Here is a 17,960-nt window from a genome sequence, read left to right as displayed (position 1 = left end):
CTAGATCCTTGTTGATGTTTACCGGTCGACCGGAAGGCCGCTCGGGACCGTGGCAGGAATGCCAAAAGGCGGAGACGTAACAGACTGCGCTCCAGTCAGGCTTTTCAGGAAAGCCACAAGATCGGCAATCTCCGAATCCGATAAGGAGAGAGGTTCAATATCTCTGAAATGGGCCTGGCGCGCCAGTTCCCGGGCATCATTCCAGACCACGAAATCGATTGCGTCCAGCCATGGTGCCTGAGGCAGGGCGGCGGTTTGCGGTTTCCAGGCTTTCAGCATCCCGTCCGGGTCGAGGTGATGCCGGATGATACCCTCCAGCGTGGGATAGGCGCCATTGTGCCCGTAGGGCGCCGTCAGCTCGACGTTCCGCAGCATCGGGGTCCGGAACCGGTAGGCATCTTCCAGACGGTCTGTCTCACCCATCACGCCAACATCGCGCACCATCGGATCGAACCTGCGCGTGCGGCCCGGGCCGAAGGGGGGAAGGCCAAGGGCGTGGAACTGCTGGTCGCTCAGCATCTTGCCGGAATGACAGGACGCACAGTTTGCCTTGCCGTAAAAAAGAGCGAGCCCGCGTTTCTGGGTCGGTTCGAGAGCGCTGTCTTTTCCGGCCAGATATCTGTCGAACGGGCTGTCGATACTCTGCCACTCCATCGCCTGAAAGGCCGCCAGCGCATTGGCGATCTCCACGATGGTGACGGCTTCCGGCGTGTCGATGTGGTCGAAGGCCTCGACAAACAGGCGGCCGTATTCGGGGATGATGCGGACGCGCTTGGCCAGGATCGGCCAGGCGTTGTCGATGCGGTCGTAGATGGCGCCGGCGACTTCGTTTTCCTTCGGATTGCCCGCCATTTCGAACTGGGCGGAAACCGGAAAGACGGCCTGGGCTGCGAGCAGGGAGTTGAACCCGGTCGGCAGCCATTCTTCCGCCGGAGAGTTGAAGCCGTTCTCGAAGGTGTCGGCAATCGACAGGCGGCCGTCGTGAAACAGGACGTGAAGCTGTTTTGCCCCCAAATTCCAAAGACCTGGGGCGTTTCGCGGAATCCGTTTCTTAATGCGGTTGTCACCGGTTCCGGCAATCCGCTCTGGGCCCAGCCCTTCACCGCCTTCGCCGATGCCGAGCGACAACCGGTCTCCGGTGCCAAGGGCTGGATGATGGCAGGTCGCGCAGGCGATATTCCTGTTGCCGGAGAGGATCTTGTCGTAAAAAAGCAGCTGGCCGAGCGCTGCCTGCTTTCTGTCGAACGCGATGAAGTCATCGTCCGTCAGTGGGGGCGGAAGTTCGGCGGAAAACGCTGGCACCGACAGGCCGACCACCAGAGGGAGCAACCGCAAGACATGAAGACCACGCTGACCGCCGCTCTTCTCGCCCTTGGGCTTTGCACGGCAACCGCCCATGCGGAAATCGAAGCCGCGCGCGACCTGATGGAGGCCAATCGCTACGAAGAGGCGATGAAGGAACTCTGGCCGGCGGCGCGTTCCGGCAACGCGGATGCCGAAGAGCTGATCGGTGTCATGTACGCCATGGGTCTGGGTGTCGAGCGCGACGACCAGCGGGCGTTCGAGTGGTATCTCAGAAGTGCGATGAAGGGCCATCCCGGCGCACAGTCCGGTGTCGGCTGGTACTACGAGGTGGGCCGTGGCCTGCCGGCTCCCGATCTCGTGCGGGCCTACATGTGGTACACGCTCTCCGCCATCGGGGGAGACCCCGACGCTGCGATCTCTCTGGAAGAGGTGGTCAAGAAGATGACCAGGGAAGAGATTGAAAAGGCGCATATCCTGGTCGGCGATTACAAGGTCTGGATGTATCCGTTCAATTGAAGGTCGGCGGCCGCTACCGGTCGGGACCTGTGAAGGGGCCGTCGTTGTGCAGCGATAGCACGTGTCACGCCCTTTTGAGGCAGGGCGTGACACGGAGTTTCGTCAGTTCAGATCGGCAGAGCGATCAGCATCGATTTCGGCTTCGGCTGTTGCCACAGCTTCTTCCAGAGCGCCGAAGATCTCGCCGCCACGTCCGACATTGCCCTTGAACCAGTCATAGACCGGGGCTGCAGCTTCCTTGAAAGCTGCCTTTTCTTCCGGGGTCGGAACGTAGAGGTCGCCGCCGCCAGCGACGAAGTCTTCATAAGCCTTGATCGACTTGCGCTTCGGCGAGGCGAAGGTTGCCTGCTGCAGGGCATAGAAACCATCCACAACGACGCGGCGCAGATCTTCCGGCATGGACAGGAACTTCTCGTTGTTCATCCACCACAGCGCGCCCATGTAGGCGTGACCGTCGAGGGTGACGTACTGAAGACCCGCATCGGGGAACTTCATGCCCATGATGTCGGTGATGCCGTTCTTGGAACCTTCGACAACGCCTGTCTGCAGCGAGGTGAAGAGTTCCGGCCACGGGATCGGCGTCGGAGCCGCCCCAAGGGCCTTCACCAGTTCCTGCGGCAGGTCGGCAACGACGGTGCGGATCTTCAGGCCTTTCATGTCTTCCGGCGTGGCGACACGGTGCTTGGTGTTGGCGAAGTTGCGCCAACCGCCGGTGTTGCCGATGGTCATCAGGCGGATGGTGTTGCCGGAGTCTTCCAGCGCCATGCCGCGCATGGTGCGGGTGAACTGGCCGGACAGCACGTGTTCGGCAATCCGGTCGTCGCTCATCATGTAGGGCAGGTCGAGAACCTGCACATACGGGAAGATCCCGGCCGCACCGCCGGAGGTGGAGATGTAGATGTCGATCGCACCGTCGGAAATGCCCTGCAGGCATTCTGCGCCGTTGGAGCAAAGCTGGGTGCCGATGAACAGTTCAACTTCAATGGCACCGTTGGAGGCGGCTTCGACGAAGTTCTTGAAAACGACGAGGCCATCATAGTCTTCGTCGTTTTCGTTGGAGTTGGCGGTTGCACGCAGCGTGTAGTCCGCGGCAAGCGCGCTCAGCGACGATCCGGCAAGCATTGCCGCGACGGTGAGCGTTTTCAGTGCAGTTTTGAGCATGAGGTTCCTCCCTTTAAAAGCTCATAATCATTGGGCAAATCCGGTCAGACGCGGGATCGTCATCGAAAGTGCCGGAATATAGGTAATCAGGAAGATCACCGCGATCTCCACCGCCAGAAACGGCAGAATGGCCTTGGCAATGGTTTCAACCCGTTCTCTTGAAACCGAGGCCGCAACGAAGAGCACCAGACCCATTGGCGGTGTTGCCAGGCCGATGGTCAGGTTGACACTCATGATGATGGCGAAATGGATCGGATCGACGCCCAGGTTGACGAAAATCGGTCCAAGGATAGGCCCGAGTATGATGATCGCCGGACCCGCATCCAAGAACATGCCGACCACGAACAGCAACAGGTTGATCAGGAACAGCAGGATCAGCGGGTTTTCAGACAGAGTAAGGACAAACTCGGCCATGATTTCGGGCGCGTGGCTGAGGCTGACGACGGTCTTGAAGGCCATCGCCGCGCCGACCAGCAAAAGCACCACTGCCGAAGTTATGCCGGCCCTGTTCAGGACGCCCGGGATCTCGGACACCTTGATGGAGTGCAGAACGAAGAAACCGATGACAAGCGCATAGGCAACCGCGACCGCGGCTGCTTCCGTCGGTGTGAACACGCCCAGCAGAATGCCGCCGAGAATGATGATCGGGGTTTGCAGCGGGGCGACGGCCTTCTTGCACACAACCCGGAAATCCTCCGAGACGGCGCTTCTGAGGTTCCACAACAGGAAGTGGGAGACAACAAGGAAGACCACAAAAAGCAGCAGCGTGGTTGTGGTGGACAGGTCTTCGAACCCGGCAACACCGCCGATCAGCCCCGCAAGCGTGGTGAACAGGGCAGCCAGGTTCGCTCGCAGGACAACGAAGGAAAACCAGTACTCGACCGGTGCCAGGGTCTGGCCGGGATTGACGATCCTCTGGGCTTTGGGAAGATCGTACTTGTTGGCCATGACCTTGACCATCAGCATCAGACCGATGCCCACCATGACGCCGGGCACGATGCCGGCAAGGAAAAGCGCGGCAACGCTTTCGCCCATCACATAGGCATAGATGATCATGATGCCTGACGGCGGAATGATCGGTCCGATGACGGAACTCGCTGCAGTGATCGCCGCCGCAAAGCGTCTCGTGTAGCCCTGTTTCTCCATCGCCGGGATCAGCATGGACCCGAGGGCGGAGGTGTCGGCAACTGCCGAACCTGACAGACCGGCAAAGAGCATCGACGACAGGATGTTCACATGCGCGAGGCCACCGCGAAGATGTCCCATCAGTGCCTGGCTGAATTCCACCAGCCGCAAGGTGATGCCGCCCTTGTTCATCAGCTCGCCTGCGAGCATGAAGAACGGAATCGCCATCAGAGGAAAACTGTCCATGCCATTGTAGACGTTGCGGTAAAGCAGCGTGATGTCCTTTTCCTGCCCGTTCAGCCAGAGCAGAAGGCCAGGGGCAGCCAGAAGGCCGAAGAAAACCGGCAGTCCGATCAGCAGGAAGACAAGAAAGACGGGGAGGAACCAGATCAGCATCAATCAGCTCCTGCCATGTCGGGGTCGGGAATGGCCGGCAATCGGTCGCTGCCGCCGAAGTTGGCGATGATGTTCCGCAGGATCAGTTCGATGTTGACGAGTGTCAGCAGGAAAACCCCGACGAGGATGGAAGCCATCATCCAGCTTCGTGGGACGCGGATCCATTCGCTGAAGGAAAGATTGCCCGGCACATAGAGGGAAGCGGTCGCGAAACGGCCTCCAAAGCCCGTAACCTCGGAATATCCGATCTTCAGGGCGACGACCAGCACCACGAGCGAAATCAGCAGGAGGAACAGCGATATGGCGCTGCCCAGAAAGCGGGGCAGGGAATGGGTGAACATGTCGATGGCAACGAAACCGCCTCTTCGGAACGCGGTTGGCGCCATCAGTCCCGTCATCCAGAGCATGCAGAAACGGGCTGCTTCGTCCGGCCAGGGCAGGGCATTGTTGAAGACATAGCGGCACACGACCTGCACAAGGATCGCGATCACCATCAGAGCCACGGCGACGATGCCGATGCCCCGTCCAATCCGCAACAGCAGCGAATTGACGAAGTCGAGCGGTGCGAGGACCGCCAGCAATATGCCCATCCGGGCTCCTCCCTGGACCAACCGGTTGCCATGTACGCGAACATGAGAACCGGAAAGCTGATCTCGTTTAAAGTGGCGAAGCAGTCTTCTGCGATCTCCTGACACAGAACAGAAGGCCTGTCACTTTCCTCCTCAACGGGCCGCTTGTCGCCCCGTTTTTCGCCCTTATTTTGGGGCGGTTTGTCCGAGTTTGCCTGCGTAAAACGTCAGGGCTTCTCCCGAGCGCATCTCCGCCTGCAGAACATGCCCCAGAACGATCAGATGATCGCCGCCTTCATAGGCGGTGAACCTCCTGCACTCGAACCGGGCGAGGCAGTTTTCGATCAGCGGCACACCGTTGTCGTCGATCGTGTAGGGAAGCTGATCGAAGGCATGGGCATTGCGCACGAAACTGCTGCAGACTTCTGCCTGTTCGTGGCTCAGAACGTGGATGGCGTAATGCTCGGCGGTTTCGAAGTAGCGGAACCTGCGCGCCCCCTTGTCCGGCATCCACAGCACCAGCGGTGGCTCCAGAGAGACGGAAGAGAAACTGTTTGCGGTAATGCCGACAGGGCCGTCGGCCGATCCGGTTGTCACCACGGTAACGCCGGTGGCGAATCGGCTGAACGCATCGCGCAACAGGCGCGTGTTTTCGGCATCCGGTTCGAAGGTAACGGTATGATTGGCATTCTGCATGGTCATCATGGCACCTCTGTTCCAAGAGCCGCCTCGTAAAGACGGTACCAGGTTTCGCGATCCAGGTTGACTTTCAGCGCATCGGAGATCTGCGCGATGCGCTCCAGATTGTTGGTGCCCATGACCGGCAACAGCTGCGCCGGATGAGCCAGCAGGAAGGCGACCGCGACTGCGGACCGGTCGACACCGGCCTCCGAAGCGATGTCATCCATGACTGTACCCAGCTTTCCGCTTTCGGAAATAAGCGAGCCGCCGCCGAGCGGAGACCACGCCATCAGCCTGGTGCCGAGACGCTGGTGGAACGCCAGGTCGCCATTGGTGAACGGCGAGATTTCCTTCAGCGAGATCTCGATCTGGTTGGTCGCAAGCTGGTTCGACATGGCCGACTGCAGCAGTTCCCAATCCCAGGGACGGAAGTTGGAGACACCGACGCTGCGCACCTTGCCGCTCTTGACCAGATCGTCGAGCGTCGCTCCGGTCTCGTGATGGTCCATAAACGGATCCGGGCGATGGATCAGAAGCAGGTCGATGGTCTCGATGCCCATGTCGGTGAGGGACGTCTCGACGGACTTTTCGATATGAGCGCGCGAGGTGTCGTAATGTTTCACCCTGGCATCGGAATACCGTCCGGCCGGCGCGACGATGTCGCATTTGGTGACGATTTCCATCTGGCCACGCAGGGACGGATTGGCTTTCAGTGCCCCGCCCAGCACGGCTTCTGCGGTGTACCCACCATAGATGTCTGCCTGGTCGAACGTGGTGATACCCTGGTCGAGGCAGGTCTGGATTTTCCGTTCCACATGGGCGGGCGAGGTGTCGCTGTCGTCGCCGATGCGCCACATGCCGTAGATCAGGCGGGAGAATTCCAGGGTGTCAGAAAGTTTCACGCGATCCATTAGCGGCGCACTCCTTCGCCGAGCGGCGTTGCCGGGGTTTCTGCCGGGACACGGCCATATGCGTGCGGCAGGGAACAGGTTTTCAGGTTCGGCAGAACCCGCGCTCCGAAATGCTTGGCTTCTTCCAGATGCGGATAGCCGGAGAAGATGAAGGCGCGGATGCCTATCTTCTGATAGGCCTCAATCTTGGACATCACCTGATCGGTTGAGCCGACCAGCGCAGCGCCGCAGCCGGACCTTGCCCGGCCGACGCCCGTCCACAGGTTCGGCTCGATATAGCCGAATTCATCAGCGATCTCGCGGTTCTTGGCTTGGTGGCTCACCCCAAGAGACTTGGCGTCGAGCGCCCGCTCGCGGATCGCCGTTCCCTGAACTTCATCGAGTTTTGACACAATGTAGTCGGCGTATTCCTGCGCTTCCTTCTCGGTGTCGCGCACAATCATGTGCACGCGCAGGCCATAGTCGAGGGTCCGGTCGTATTTTTCGGCAACTGCGTTGACCGCCTTCATGCGGCCTTCCAGTTCTTCCATCTTTTCCGGCCACATCAAATAGACGTCGCAATGCTGTCCGCACAGGTCCAGCGCATCTGGCGAATACCCGCCGAAATAGAGCAGGGGTCCACCGGTCTGGTAGGGGCGCACCGGATCCGTTGTCAGGCCCTTGAAGTTGTAGATCTGGCCTTCGTGGTTGATCTCGTCCCGGGTCCAGGCCTGCTTCAGGATTTCCACCACTTCCCGCGAGCGCTGATAGCGATAGCTGCTGTCGGCCTGTTCGCCGGGAAAGTCGGACGAGATGATGTTGACCGTCAACCGGCCTTCAAGCATGTGGTCCAGCGTGGCAATGGTCCGTGCCAGCATGATCGGCTGCATCTCGCCGCAGCGGACGGCCGCAAGCAGGTTGATCTTGTCGGTGATCGGTGCGCAGCCGGCGACGAAGGACAGTGTGTCCTGGCCGACCTGATAGGAAGACGGGCACAGAATGTTGCGAAAGCCCTGCTGTTCGGCTGTCTTGACGATGGAGGAGCAATGCTCCCAGGAGGACCGCAGGTGGCCTTCGGGGACGCCCAGAAACTGGTAGTCGTCGGAACACAATGCGGCGAACCAGGATACCTCCGCTGCATCGAGATCCGGTGACGTTACTGGGACTACGGTCATGAAGTGCCTCCCTTGGACCAACTTGTCGAAAAGCGAAACCGGCGTGCGTCACCTGAGGCGCGATTGAGGTTTCGCTATTTTCGTTTGTTTTCGAATGGCTTCATTCTGCCTTCGATTTCTTCTTGCATATCACCCGGTTTGATGTAAATCAATAGTGTATCAATTTTGAAAACGAGACCTTCGAACCGTCATGCCAACCGCCTCGCAAACCTCGACCGCGTTGCCGTTATACGTGCAGATAAGCGAGCTTTTGATCAGGGATATCGCGTCTGGTCGGCTGATCGACGGGGAGCGCTTGCCGCCGGAACGAGAGATGGCGGAGGAGCTTGGTATCTCTATCGGAACCCTGCGCAAGGCACTTGCCGATCTTACGCAAAAGGGCTTACTCGAGCGGATACAGGGGTCGGGAAATTACATACGCCAGGGCGGCACGCATGAAAGCGTCTACGCCATGTTCCGTCTGGAGCTTCTGACTGGCGGAGGTCTGCCGAAAGCGGACGTTCTTGACGTGCAGCGCATGGACAAGCCCGACGACCTGCCAGCCTTCGGCACCAGCGCGGAGGGCACTCGCATCCGGCGTTTGAGGTTCCTCAACGATGTGATGATCGCTGTCGAGGAAATCTGGCTGGACGGGGACGCTGGCTTCGTCCGCCGCGAGCTCCTGTCCGATTCCCTCTACCGCTTTTACCAGAAACACCTGGGGTTCTGGATCGTGCGCGCGGAAGACCGGGTCACCATAGGTGCGCTTCCGGACTGGACGCCTGACATCTTTCAGAAGAAACCGGGCACCTTCACTGGATTTATTGAACGGTTCAGTTGGGCGGATCGCCCCAAACCGGTCGAATATTCGCGAACCTGGTTCGATACGGACCGGGCGCATTACGTGCAGCGTTTGAAGTAGGTGGACAGGGAAAGCCACCACGCATGGAGGACTGAATGCCTGCAAAGGTAAGATATGGCGTCATTGGCTGCGGGATGATGGGGCGTGAACACCTGCGCAACATTGCACTCCTGCCGGACACCGAAGTGACGGTGATCTTCGAGCCGGACGCCGGAATGGCGGAAGCGGCGGAACTTTTTGCACCCCGGGCGCAGTTCGTCGGATCCGTTTCGGAGCTGCTGGACGTGGAAGAGCTGGACTGCATCCTGATTGCCAGCCCGAACCACTGCCATGTACCGCAGATGGAAGAAATTCGCCGCAAGCGCCCGCTGCCGCTTCTCGTCGAAAAACCGCTCTTCACCGATCCGAAGGACGTTGCCGAATTGGAGGCTTTCAAGGCGTCCTATCCGGCGCCTGTGTGGGTGGCAATGGAATACCGCTACATGCCGCCGATCGCCGCCCTGATCGAGCAGGCGGAGCCTGCCACCGGCGGCATCAAGATGCTGACGATCCGCGAACACCGCTTTCCGTTTCTCGACAAGGTCGGCGCATGGAACCGGTTCAACCGCTATTCAGGCGGAACATTCGTCGAGAAATGCTGCCATTTCTTCGATCTCATGCGGCTTATCATGAAATGCGAACCCGTCCGTGTGATGGCCTCCGCCGGACAGGACGCCAACCACAAGGATGAGATCTATGACGGCGAGCAGCCGGATATCCTCGACAACGGTTATGTGATCGTCGACTTTGAAAACGGTTCCAGGGCCATGCTGGAACTGTGCATGTTCGCTGAAGGCGCCCGGTATCAGGAAGAGGTTTCGGCGGTCGGTCCGGAAGGCAAGATCGAAGCCTTCGTACCGGGCCCCGGCCGCTTCTGGCCCGAACACCTCGGCGAGCCGCCGGTTCCCCAGCTCGTCGTGTCGCCAAGATACCCGAAGGGGCCGCGTCAGATCGACATTCCGGTCGATCCGCTGATCCTCGACGCAGGCGACCACAACGGCTCAACCTTCTATCAGCACGAAGGCTTCGTTGCGGTCGTGCGTGGTGAAAAGCCGGCGCCGGAAGTGACGCTGGAAGATGGATGGCGGGCCGTGGAAATGGGGTTGGCGGCGCAGCAGTCTGCCCGGACAGGCCAAGCCGTCACGCTGCGGGCCCAGACGCTTTCATCCGTCGCCTGCTGACAAGCCGGTTTTCCTCCAGATACCTGGCCGGTGCGACGTCCGTCGTGCCGGCCTTTTTCATTTGCACCGGAGGTGAGGTCTCGGCTTACCAGCGTTCCTTCGGCAACAGGGACTGAACGTTGTTGGAACTGAAGCCGTCACGTCCGCGGCGCATGTTGATGGCACGGATCGGTACCTTGTATTCGCGGCCGGTATCCGTCTTTTTGCATTGCTGCTTTCGGTAAGCGAAGTTGTCGGGCACGTTCCTGTGGTTTTGCACCAGGACGCAAAATAGGTCGTAGCGGCCGTTCACATCGATGTTCCGATGCGCTCCCTGAGCGACAATCACCTGCATGTGGCGGGTGAAGCCCTTGTCGAAAAGCAGAAAATTGCAGTAGGGCTCGGTGCCCTTGGGTGTCCGCGTGCTCTCACAATAAAAGACCTCGGCCCTGGCTTCCTTCGGACCGGCTGGCGGGAAGGCGCCGATCGACACAATCCCCGCAAGAACGGCTGGCAGAGCGAAGCGTTTCAACATTCCAATAAACTCCTGGTCGAAATGCGGTTTTTTTCAACGTGATCTTGCGGATTGAATATCACTCAAACTAAGATTTGGCGGTGACGACCCTCACAAGGAATAGGCGTTACGGCAAATTTCTGTTTGTTGCGGGGCCAGGCAGGCTCCGGAAGCTACGCAGACACATGCACTGACATTGACAGAGCTGGTCGAACCGGCCCCTGGGAGGTCCAAATGCGTAAGTCACTCTCCGTTCTATTGTCTTCAACGTTGATTTTGCAAACGGTTTTCATCAACGGGGTGCTTGCCGCGCCTGCCGTCACGACGGCCAACGTCAATTTCCGGCAAGGCCCGGGAACGAACTTCGGTTCCCTCGGAACCGTCCCCTCCGGCACGCAGGTCGAGATGGAAAACTGCGACGATAGCGGCGCCTGGTGTTCCATCAGCTACAACGGTCAGAACGGCTTCGTCAGCGGCCAGTATCTGCAGCTCAGCGAACCGGAACAGACAACCGGCTGGCCCCGGTCCTTCCAGACCGACGCAGGAGCCACGCTGGTGCTCTATCAGCCGCAATTTACAGAGTGGGACAACTTCAAGACGCTGAAGGCGCTCGTGGCCGCGGAATACATCAAGGACAAGGATACCAAGCCGGTGTTTGGCGTAATCGGCGTCAGCGGCACGACTGTGGCAGACACCGGCAAGAGCAAAGTGGATATCAATCAGCTTCAGGTGACGGAGCTGGATTTTTCGGCACTGGACCGGCAGTCGCTCACCGACCTGTCACTTCAGGTCGGCAAGATCATGCCAACCGGAACAATCACGGTGAAGGAAGACCGGATCACCGCCGGCCTTGCCGAATACAAACGCATGGACGATGTCCAGGGCCTGAATTCGGAAGCACCACCGATTTTCATCTCCACCGAACCGGCCATTCTCGTGCAGACCGAAGGCGCGCCGATCTTTGCGCCCGTCAAGGGTGACCAGGGCCTCAGCTTCGTGGTCAACAGCAACTGGGACATTCTGAGAATCGATGAGAGCGGGGAGCTTTATCTTCGCGATGAAAAGTCCTGGATGAAAACCAAGGATGTGTCTGCCGGTTGGCAAGCAGTCGACAAGTTGCCGGATCTGATCGGATCTCTGCCCGATGACGACAACTGGAAGGAAACCAGGGAAGCGATCCCGGGCGAACCGTTTGCCGACAACGCGCCGCCGAAGGTGATCTATTCCGACAAACCGGCGGAAATGATCGTCTTTGACGGCAAACCTGCGCTGGAACCGGTAAAAGGCACCGATCTTGAGTGGGCCTCCAACACCGACAGCGATGTGTTCTTCCTGAAATCCACGTCCACCTGGTACATTCTCGTCTCCGGACGCTGGTTCAAGTCTGCCTCGCTCGAAGGGCCATGGACGTTCACGACACCGGACATGCCGTCTGATTTTCAGAACCTGCCGGAAGATGCACCTTACTATTCTGTCCGCTCCTCCATTCCGGGCACTTCGGAGGCCTCTCAGGCCAGGCTGAAAGCCAGCATTCCGACAACTGCCCGTGTCGAGGTCGGTTCCGTCAGTGCGGACGTTTCCTATGCGGGCGATCCGGAATTTGAAAAGATCGACGGCACGTCGATGTCCTATGCAGTCAATACCAGCGACCAGGTGATCCAGGTCGGCGCGAAATACTACGTGCTGCAGAACGGTGTCTGGTTTGTGGGGGACAGTCCTCAGGGGCCGTTTACCGTCGCAACGGCCGTGCCGGACGAGATCTATACCATTCCGCCGTCTTCCCCGGTCTACAACACCACCTATGTTCGCATCTACGACAGCGAGCCTGGTGCGGTCTGGTACGGGTATACGATGGGCTATCTGGCCGGGTTCCTGTCCTGGGGCGTCTTCGTCTATGGCACCGGATATTATTACCGGCCCTGGTATCGCCCGGGTCTGCGTCCCATCTACTTTCCACGACCGGTAACCTATGGCATCGGTGCTTTTTATAACCCGGTCCGGGGCACTTTCGGCCGCTACGGTTACGCCTATGGACCGCTGAGAGGCATTGCCGGAGGCGGTATCTACAATCCCCGTACCGGCGGCTATATCCGCGGCGGCGCCATCAGCGGGCCGCGCGGCAGTGCCGGCTTTATCAGCGCGTATAATCCGCGTACCGGCAACCGTGTCGTGGCTGGTGGGGTCAGGGGCATTTATGGCTCCTGGGGTGGCAAGGTCGTAAGCGGGCCGGAATGGTCGCGCACGCGTGATGTTCAGGCGAGCACCGTCCAGCGCTGGAAAAAGGACGGCAATCTCGGCCAGGTGGCCAACCTTGATCGCCGGGGTGACGTCTTCGCCGGCCGAGACGGCAGCGTTTATCGCCGTGACGGAGATACGTGGCAGAAATTCCAGGGAGGCCGTTGGGATCAGGTTGCCGCACCATCCCGCGACGCAATCCGGGATCGTGCGGGTGATGTCAGCGCCGGACTGGCTGGCGGTGCGATTGGTGCCGGGGCAGGGGCCGCCCTTGCCAACCGACCGTTGGGCGACAAGGCACAGAACCGGCCCAACGTTCAGCGCCCGACCAACCTTCCTGCCGGCCAGCGACCGAAAGTTGAGCGTCCCAATGTTCAACGTCCCAGTGTTCAACGTCCAAATGTGCAAAGACCGGCGGAGCGTCCCAATGTGCAGCGGCCGAGCGTCCAGAAGCCAACTGTGCAGCGCCCTGCGACCCGCCCGGCCACGCGTCCGGCAGCGAGGCCCCAGGCGCCTGCACATTTGAGCCGGGATCAGCGGGCCAGAACGGCCGGCAACCGGCAGGTCAACCGTCAGCGCAATGTTCAGCGCTCACGCCCGCAGGCGCGGCCCCAGCGTTCTGGCGGTGGTGTGCGCAGGGGAGGCGGCGGACGCCGCCGCTGAGGCTCTTTAAATTGGAAGATCGCGGGCGTCCGCGATCGATTCCATGGTCATGTACGACGTGACCGTATCCAGATCGACCTTCTCGATCAGGCGCTGATACACCCTGTCGAAGGCATTCATGTCTTCGGCAACGACTTTCAGCATGTAATCGTAATCACCGGCAATCCGGTAGAAATCAATCACGTTCGCAATGGAAACCACTTCGCTCCGGAACCTCTCCAGCCATTCCTTGGAGTGATGCCGGGTCCGGATCATCACGAAGACGGTGAGGTTCAGCCCGATCCTGGCCGGATCCAGCCGGATCGTGTGCCCTTCGATCAAACCGCTGTCATAGAGTGCTTTCAACCGGCGCCAGCAAGCGTTCTGGGAAAGGCCAACCGTGTCTGCAAGGTCGCGTTGCGACAGGCGGGCGTCCCGTTGCAGGGCGCGCAACAGCGCGCGATCAATTTGATCGAATTTTTTCTCCATATTCGATCAAATGACACAAATTCAGAAGTATGACAATTGAATGAGGTGAGGAAATCACATCCAAAGTGGTCGTATGATCCGGAAAAGTCGTTTCGGAGCATATGATGACCCACAAAACTGGCACCGCACTCGATCATTTCATCGAGGATCTGAAGGCCCCGGATCTGATCTCCCGCTTGCGAACGGGATTGATCGGCGAGGGGAAATCCGTCTCCGGTCCGTACGGTGAACGCGAGCTGATCTATGCCGACTACGTGGCCTCCGGACGCGCCTTGCGCCAGATCGAGGAGTTCGTTCTGGAAGACATCCTGCCGGTCTACGCCAACAGCCACACGGAAGCCTCCTACTGTGGTAGCGCCATGACGCGGATGCGCGAGGCAGCGCGGTCTGAAATCGCGCGCATTTGCGGGGCAGATGACACCTATGCGACCGTTTTCTGCGGCTCAGGTGCAACGGCGGGGCTCAACCGGCTGGTGCATCTTCTTGGCGTTTCCGCAGCGGCTGAGCGGGGTGAACATCCGCTCGTCGTGATCGGGCCCTACGAGCATCATTCCGACATTCTGCCATGGCGTGAAAGTGGGGCTGAGGTTGTCGAGATTAACGAAGCAGAGAATGGCGGTCCTGATCTTGCCGAACTGGAAGATGTGCTGCGCAACGCAGGCTCCGGTCGACTGATCGTCGGTGCGTTTTCCATGATGTCCAACGTAACCGGCATCGTTACCGACGACGAAGCGGTCACGCGGTTGCTGAAGCGCTACGGCGCTCTCACCGTCTGGGACTGTGCAGGCTCGGGTCCGTATCTGCCGGTCGACATGAAGGCCGGGACGGATGCGCAGAAGGATGCCGTTGTCGTCTCGCCGCACAAGTTCATCGGCGGACCCGCCGCCTCAGGTATCATGATCGTGCGCAAGGACGCCGTGAGCAAGGCAACACCGGTCTTTCCGGGAGGCGGCACCGTGCGTTTCGTGTCGCCCTGGGCACATGACTACTCCGGCAATCTTTCAGCCCGCGAGGAAGCGGGAACACCGAATGTCATTGGCGACATCCGCGCAGCCCTTGCCTTTCTGGTCAAGGAAGCCATCGGACAACAGGTGATGGACGAGCGGAATGCCGCCTGGCGGGCGAGGGCGCTGGCCGTCTGGCGTAACAATCCGGCCATTGAAATTCTTGGAAACGACAAGGCGTCGCACGTGTTGCCGGTGTTCTCGTTCCGTGTGCGTGATCTGGAGCGTGGAGGTTATGTCCACCAGCAGCTTGTCACCCGCATGCTGTCGGACCTTCATGGCATTCAGGCGCGTGGCGGTTGCGCCTGCGCGGGGCCTTATGCTCACCGGTTGCTGGATATCGGACCGGAACAGTCCGAAGCGCTGCGGACAGGCATTCTTTCCGGTGAAGAACTGAAGAAACCCGGCTGGACACGGCTCAATTTTTCGGTGCTCATGACAGAAGACAAGGCGGACAGGATCATTGCCGCCGTTGATGAGCTGGCGTTGCATCCCTATCCGGCCGCGGACGATTACGCGTGCGATGAAACCACCGCCCGGTTCAAGGCAATGCAAGACGCAGCTTGAAGGATACCAAGTCGACATGTGCCGCTGGGCTGCCTGGAGCGGAGCTCCGAAATATCTGGAAGAAGTCATTTGCGACCCGGCGCATTCGCTGATTGATCAGAGCCGTAACGCACTTTCCTGCAAGACGTCCGTCAATGCCGACGGCTTCGGCGTCGCCTGGTATGGTGAGCGCGAGATTCCTTGTGTTTACAAGGACGTGCGTCCGGCCTGGTCGGATCCGAACCTGTTGCAGATCGCCAAACACATACGCTCGCGCCACTTTCTGGCGCATGTACGCGCGTCCACCGGAACGGCGACTTCGCGGGACAACTGCCACCCGTTCACCTTTCAGCGCTGGACCTTCATGCACAACGGTCAGGTTGGCGGTTACGACAAGGTACGTCGCCGCCTCGATAACATGATCCCGGACGACCTCTACCGCGACCGAATCGGCGGCACCGACAGCGAAAGCCTGTTTCTGGTTGCGCTTGCCTATGGTCTTGATCTGCACCCGCGTGCGGCCATGGCACGCGCGGTGTTCGAGGCTGAAGCGCTGTCCAAATATGCCGGAACGACGCCGCACATGCGTTTTGCCGCCGGCTGGTCGGATGGAGAAACGCTCTTTGCGGCACGGTACGCTTCGGACAACCTGGCACCGACACTCTATTACCGTGTCTATGACGACGGCGTGATGGTGGTTTCAGAACCGTTGGACGAAGCGCGCGGCTGCTGGATGGAGGTTCCCCAGGGCCAGATGATCGAAGTCAGGGACGGCAAGGTGAAGCAGGTTGCCTTCCTGAGTGACGAACAGCTTGTTGATGCCTGATCGCACCAACTGATCGACCAGGCCTGATCAGGCCGAACTGCGATTGGCCGGAGGCTCTTTTGCAAAAGACTTCAGGCCGGACTTTCGATCCAGTGCCAGGCGATGTCGATTTCATCCCGGTCAAAGTGTTTTTCCTGAATGCCGACCATCTTGGCGAACGTAGCGTCTATTGCAACAAGCGCCGCCAGCAATTTGCTGTCCGTCACGATGGCGATCTTGTTGAGATGCTGCATGTTGGCCAGCACCCATCTGATGTCCTCCTTGGCAGCCTCGAAGGACACGCCGACATGGTCACCCAGAACGACCAGGACGCTGATCTTGCCCTGGTCCTCGATCATTTCCTCAGCCCGGGCGATCAGGCTCTGTTCCTGTTCGACATCGACTTTTCCGGAAATTTCGACCCCGAGAACAGCACCGTGGCTGCGGGGCAGGATAGTGTACATGCTGCTTCCTCCGGCAGTGTCTGACTGGTACATCCGGAAGCGTAAACCCATTCTCGGCAAATAAGAAACTGTCTGACCGGAACCGGAGCCTCTTCGGCGGGAAACGTCGTCGAGGAGGTGTGTCATGATGGGTCGCTCAGGCGTTTTCCCGGCGGGCATCCGTCATCAAGGCCTGGGTCAGATCGTCGACCGTTTCCCGCATCTGGCGGGTCAGGGCGCAGCAGTCGGTACGATCGCGGCCATAACCCATGTTGAATGCGTAAAACGAAGGGGCCTGCCTGGGCATCAAGACGTGCTGAAGCATGGTTTCCAGCTTATCGAACGCCTTGGCGATTTGAGCCTCCGCCGTTTTTGCCGCTGCATATTCATCCCAAAGCGACAGCAGCTCTTCAGCCACGTCTGCCGGCAGTGGTTCGCACAAGGTTAGAAAGTCCCGCCGTTCCCGATCCTGCCGGTTGTCTCCGGGTGTCTGCAAGGGGGCGGGGATATCTCCCGAAATGGCTTCACCGAGATCATGCACCAGTGTCAGTTTCAGGAGTTTTAGCAAGTCGATCGCTTTCAGCTCCTGTTCGAACAGCAGAACCATCAAGGCGAGTCGCCAGCTGTGTTCAGCCGTGCTTTCAGGCCTGCCATTGGCGGTCGTTCCCGAGCGAAGCGTGTCTTTCAGCTGCTCGGCAGATTGCAGGAAATCCAGGAGACCGGTCAGTCTGGCTGAGGAGATGTCCGGAAGATTGAGGGGAGGGGCGGTCAGTGTCATGGCGGTCAGACTAGGGCTGGCGGCCAGCTCGGGCGAGCTTCCGCATAATTTATGCGCCAGAATTATGTGCTGGTTTACGAGCCAGGCAATTCTTCGCGGACAAGGCGTGCAAAACGCCCGTCGGACAGCGGCAGGCGCGATATCCGGATGGTGCTTTCCGGAATGGTCATTTCCGGAAAGTCGACATGTTCCGTGCTGTAGACAATGTCCGGGGCGTCTGGTTCGAACCAGCCATAGTCGGCCAGCCGATGCTCGGTTGCCCTTATGCCTTCGGACGCAAAACGCCAAAGGGGACGATTGAGAAACTCACTCACCGGGGCGCGCCATTCACAGGCACGCGGGCCGGACATGGCCAGCAGCCTGTGTGTGAGGTCGCAGACCAGATGCACGGGAACGGCTGACCGGGAGACCAGATCGAGCAGGGCCTTGTCGGCGGCGCTCTGCGGACGCGCCCTGAGCAGGCGGGTGATTTTCGTCCTGTCATGACCATCCGGCTGCACTTTGCCGCTCTCCCAGCGTGAAATCCGCGTCTGAGAGACGCCGAGTTCATGAGCCAGGGTTTCCTGCTTGACCCGGTTCAGCACGCGCCAGCGCCGGAGAGACGGGCCAAGACTGCTTTCAAGAACGGCGGTTTCTGTTCCCATAC

The 17,960-nt window shown here is 59.6% G+C and carries 18 protein-coding genes; 6 read left to right on the top strand and 12 right to left on the bottom strand.

Features of this window, described 5'->3' with window-relative positions; genetic code table 11:
- Positions 1–18: 18 nt before the first annotated feature.
- Positions 19–1,335, bottom strand: coding sequence for a cytochrome-c peroxidase (locus FMN63_RS13010; RefSeq protein ID WP_286192628.1), 1,317 nt, complete (start codon positions 1,333–1,335; stop codon positions 19–21).
- A 3-nt stretch (positions 1,336–1,338) separates the two neighbouring features.
- On the opposite strand from FMN63_RS13010, the gene FMN63_RS13005 reads away from it, so the two are divergent.
- Positions 1,339–1,821 (top strand): tetratricopeptide repeat protein, encoded by a 483-nt coding sequence (locus FMN63_RS13005; RefSeq protein ID WP_148584395.1) that lies wholly within the window; start codon positions 1,339–1,341, stop codon positions 1,819–1,821.
- Between the two features lie 102 nt (positions 1,822–1,923).
- Here FMN63_RS13005 and FMN63_RS13000 read toward each other — a convergent pair whose 3' ends face one another.
- From FMN63_RS13000 to FMN63_RS12975, 6 genes are all read right to left on the bottom strand, one after another.
- Positions 1,924–2,982, bottom strand: a complete 1,059-nt coding sequence (locus tag FMN63_RS13000; RefSeq protein WP_148584394.1) for a TRAP transporter substrate-binding protein — start codon at positions 2,980–2,982, stop codon at positions 1,924–1,926.
- A 27-nt stretch (positions 2,983–3,009) separates the two neighbouring features.
- Positions 3,010–4,503 carry a TRAP transporter large permease gene (locus tag FMN63_RS12995; protein ID WP_148584393.1) on the bottom strand — a complete coding sequence of 498 codons (1,494 nt, stop codon included), beginning with the start codon at positions 4,501–4,503 and terminating at the stop codon, positions 3,010–3,012.
- On the bottom strand, positions 4,503–5,093 hold the full coding sequence (locus tag FMN63_RS12990; RefSeq protein WP_148584392.1) for a TRAP transporter small permease: 591 nt from the start codon (positions 5,091–5,093) through the stop codon (positions 4,503–4,505). Before FMN63_RS12990 ends, FMN63_RS12995 begins: the two co-directional genes overlap by 1 nt.
- Before the next feature lie 165 nt (positions 5,094–5,258).
- A complete protein-coding gene (locus FMN63_RS12985) occupies positions 5,259–5,774 on the bottom strand; it encodes a flavin reductase family protein (RefSeq protein WP_162855051.1) in 516 nt (171 codons plus the stop codon).
- A complete protein-coding gene (locus tag FMN63_RS12980; protein WP_148584390.1) occupies positions 5,774–6,664 on the bottom strand; it encodes an aldo/keto reductase in 891 nt (296 codons plus the stop codon). Before FMN63_RS12980 ends, FMN63_RS12985 begins: the two co-directional genes overlap by 1 nt.
- Positions 6,664–7,818: an LLM class flavin-dependent oxidoreductase gene (locus tag FMN63_RS12975; protein ID WP_148584389.1), complete on the bottom strand. Its 1,155-nt coding sequence runs from the start codon at positions 7,816–7,818 to the stop codon at positions 6,664–6,666. Before FMN63_RS12975 ends, FMN63_RS12980 begins: the two co-directional genes overlap by 1 nt.
- A gap of 190 nt (positions 7,819–8,008) precedes the next feature.
- On the opposite strand from FMN63_RS12975, the gene FMN63_RS12970 reads away from it, so the two are divergent.
- Both FMN63_RS12970 and FMN63_RS12965 read left to right on the top strand, forming a co-directional pair.
- Entirely contained in the window at positions 8,009–8,719 is a 711-nt protein-coding gene (locus tag FMN63_RS12970) for a GntR family transcriptional regulator (protein ID WP_148584388.1), read from the top strand.
- Positions 8,720–8,754: 35 nt separating this feature from the next.
- Entirely contained in the window at positions 8,755–9,879 is a 1,125-nt protein-coding gene (locus tag FMN63_RS12965; protein WP_148584387.1) for a Gfo/Idh/MocA family protein, read from the top strand.
- A gap of 85 nt (positions 9,880–9,964) precedes the next feature.
- Here FMN63_RS12965 and FMN63_RS12960 read toward each other — a convergent pair whose 3' ends face one another.
- Positions 9,965–10,393: a hypothetical protein gene (locus FMN63_RS12960; RefSeq protein WP_148584386.1), complete on the bottom strand. Its 429-nt coding sequence runs from the start codon at positions 10,391–10,393 to the stop codon at positions 9,965–9,967.
- A 213-nt stretch (positions 10,394–10,606) separates the two neighbouring features.
- Here FMN63_RS12960 and FMN63_RS12955 point away from each other — a divergent pair, with 213 nt between their 5' ends.
- Entirely contained in the window at positions 10,607–13,270 is a 2,664-nt protein-coding gene (locus FMN63_RS12955) for an SH3 domain-containing protein (protein WP_148584385.1), read from the top strand.
- Between the two features lie 6 nt (positions 13,271–13,276).
- Here FMN63_RS12955 and FMN63_RS12950 read toward each other — a convergent pair whose 3' ends face one another.
- On the bottom strand, positions 13,277–13,738 hold the full coding sequence (locus FMN63_RS12950; protein WP_148584384.1) for an Lrp/AsnC family transcriptional regulator: 462 nt from the start codon (positions 13,736–13,738) through the stop codon (positions 13,277–13,279).
- Between the two features lie 101 nt (positions 13,739–13,839).
- On the opposite strand from FMN63_RS12950, the gene FMN63_RS12945 reads away from it, so the two are divergent.
- Both FMN63_RS12945 and FMN63_RS12940 read left to right on the top strand, forming a co-directional pair.
- A complete protein-coding gene (locus tag FMN63_RS12945; RefSeq protein ID WP_148584383.1) occupies positions 13,840–15,309 on the top strand; it encodes an aminotransferase class V-fold PLP-dependent enzyme in 1,470 nt (489 codons plus the stop codon).
- 16 nt (positions 15,310–15,325) lie between these two features.
- On the top strand, positions 15,326–16,114 hold the full coding sequence (locus tag FMN63_RS12940; RefSeq protein WP_148584382.1) for a class II glutamine amidotransferase: 789 nt from the start codon (positions 15,326–15,328) through the stop codon (positions 16,112–16,114).
- A 71-nt stretch (positions 16,115–16,185) separates the two neighbouring features.
- Here the strand turns inward: FMN63_RS12940 and FMN63_RS12935 are convergent, their stop codons facing one another.
- The 3 genes from FMN63_RS12935 to FMN63_RS12925 all read right to left on the bottom strand — a co-directional run bounded on the left by FMN63_RS12935 (position 16,186) and on the right by FMN63_RS12925 (position 17,958).
- Positions 16,186–16,557 carry a SpoIIAA family protein gene (locus tag FMN63_RS12935; RefSeq protein ID WP_148584381.1) on the bottom strand — a complete coding sequence of 124 codons (372 nt, stop codon included), beginning with the start codon at positions 16,555–16,557 and terminating at the stop codon, positions 16,186–16,188.
- A 136-nt stretch (positions 16,558–16,693) separates the two neighbouring features.
- Positions 16,694–17,314 carry an HD domain-containing protein gene (locus FMN63_RS12930; protein WP_148584380.1) on the bottom strand — a complete coding sequence of 207 codons (621 nt, stop codon included), beginning with the start codon at positions 17,312–17,314 and terminating at the stop codon, positions 16,694–16,696.
- Between the two features lie 74 nt (positions 17,315–17,388).
- A complete protein-coding gene (locus FMN63_RS12925; RefSeq protein ID WP_148584379.1) occupies positions 17,389–17,958 on the bottom strand; it encodes a helix-turn-helix domain-containing protein in 570 nt (189 codons plus the stop codon).
- Positions 17,959–17,960 lie beyond the last annotated feature (2 nt).

This window comes from Stappia sp. BW2 (genome assembly GCF_008107695.1).
In the GTDB taxonomy this organism is placed as follows: Bacteria; Pseudomonadota; Alphaproteobacteria; order Rhizobiales; family Stappiaceae; genus Roseibium.
The sequence above is the reverse complement of the archived record's forward strand: the minus strand, read 5'-3'. Positions and strand labels throughout refer to the sequence as shown.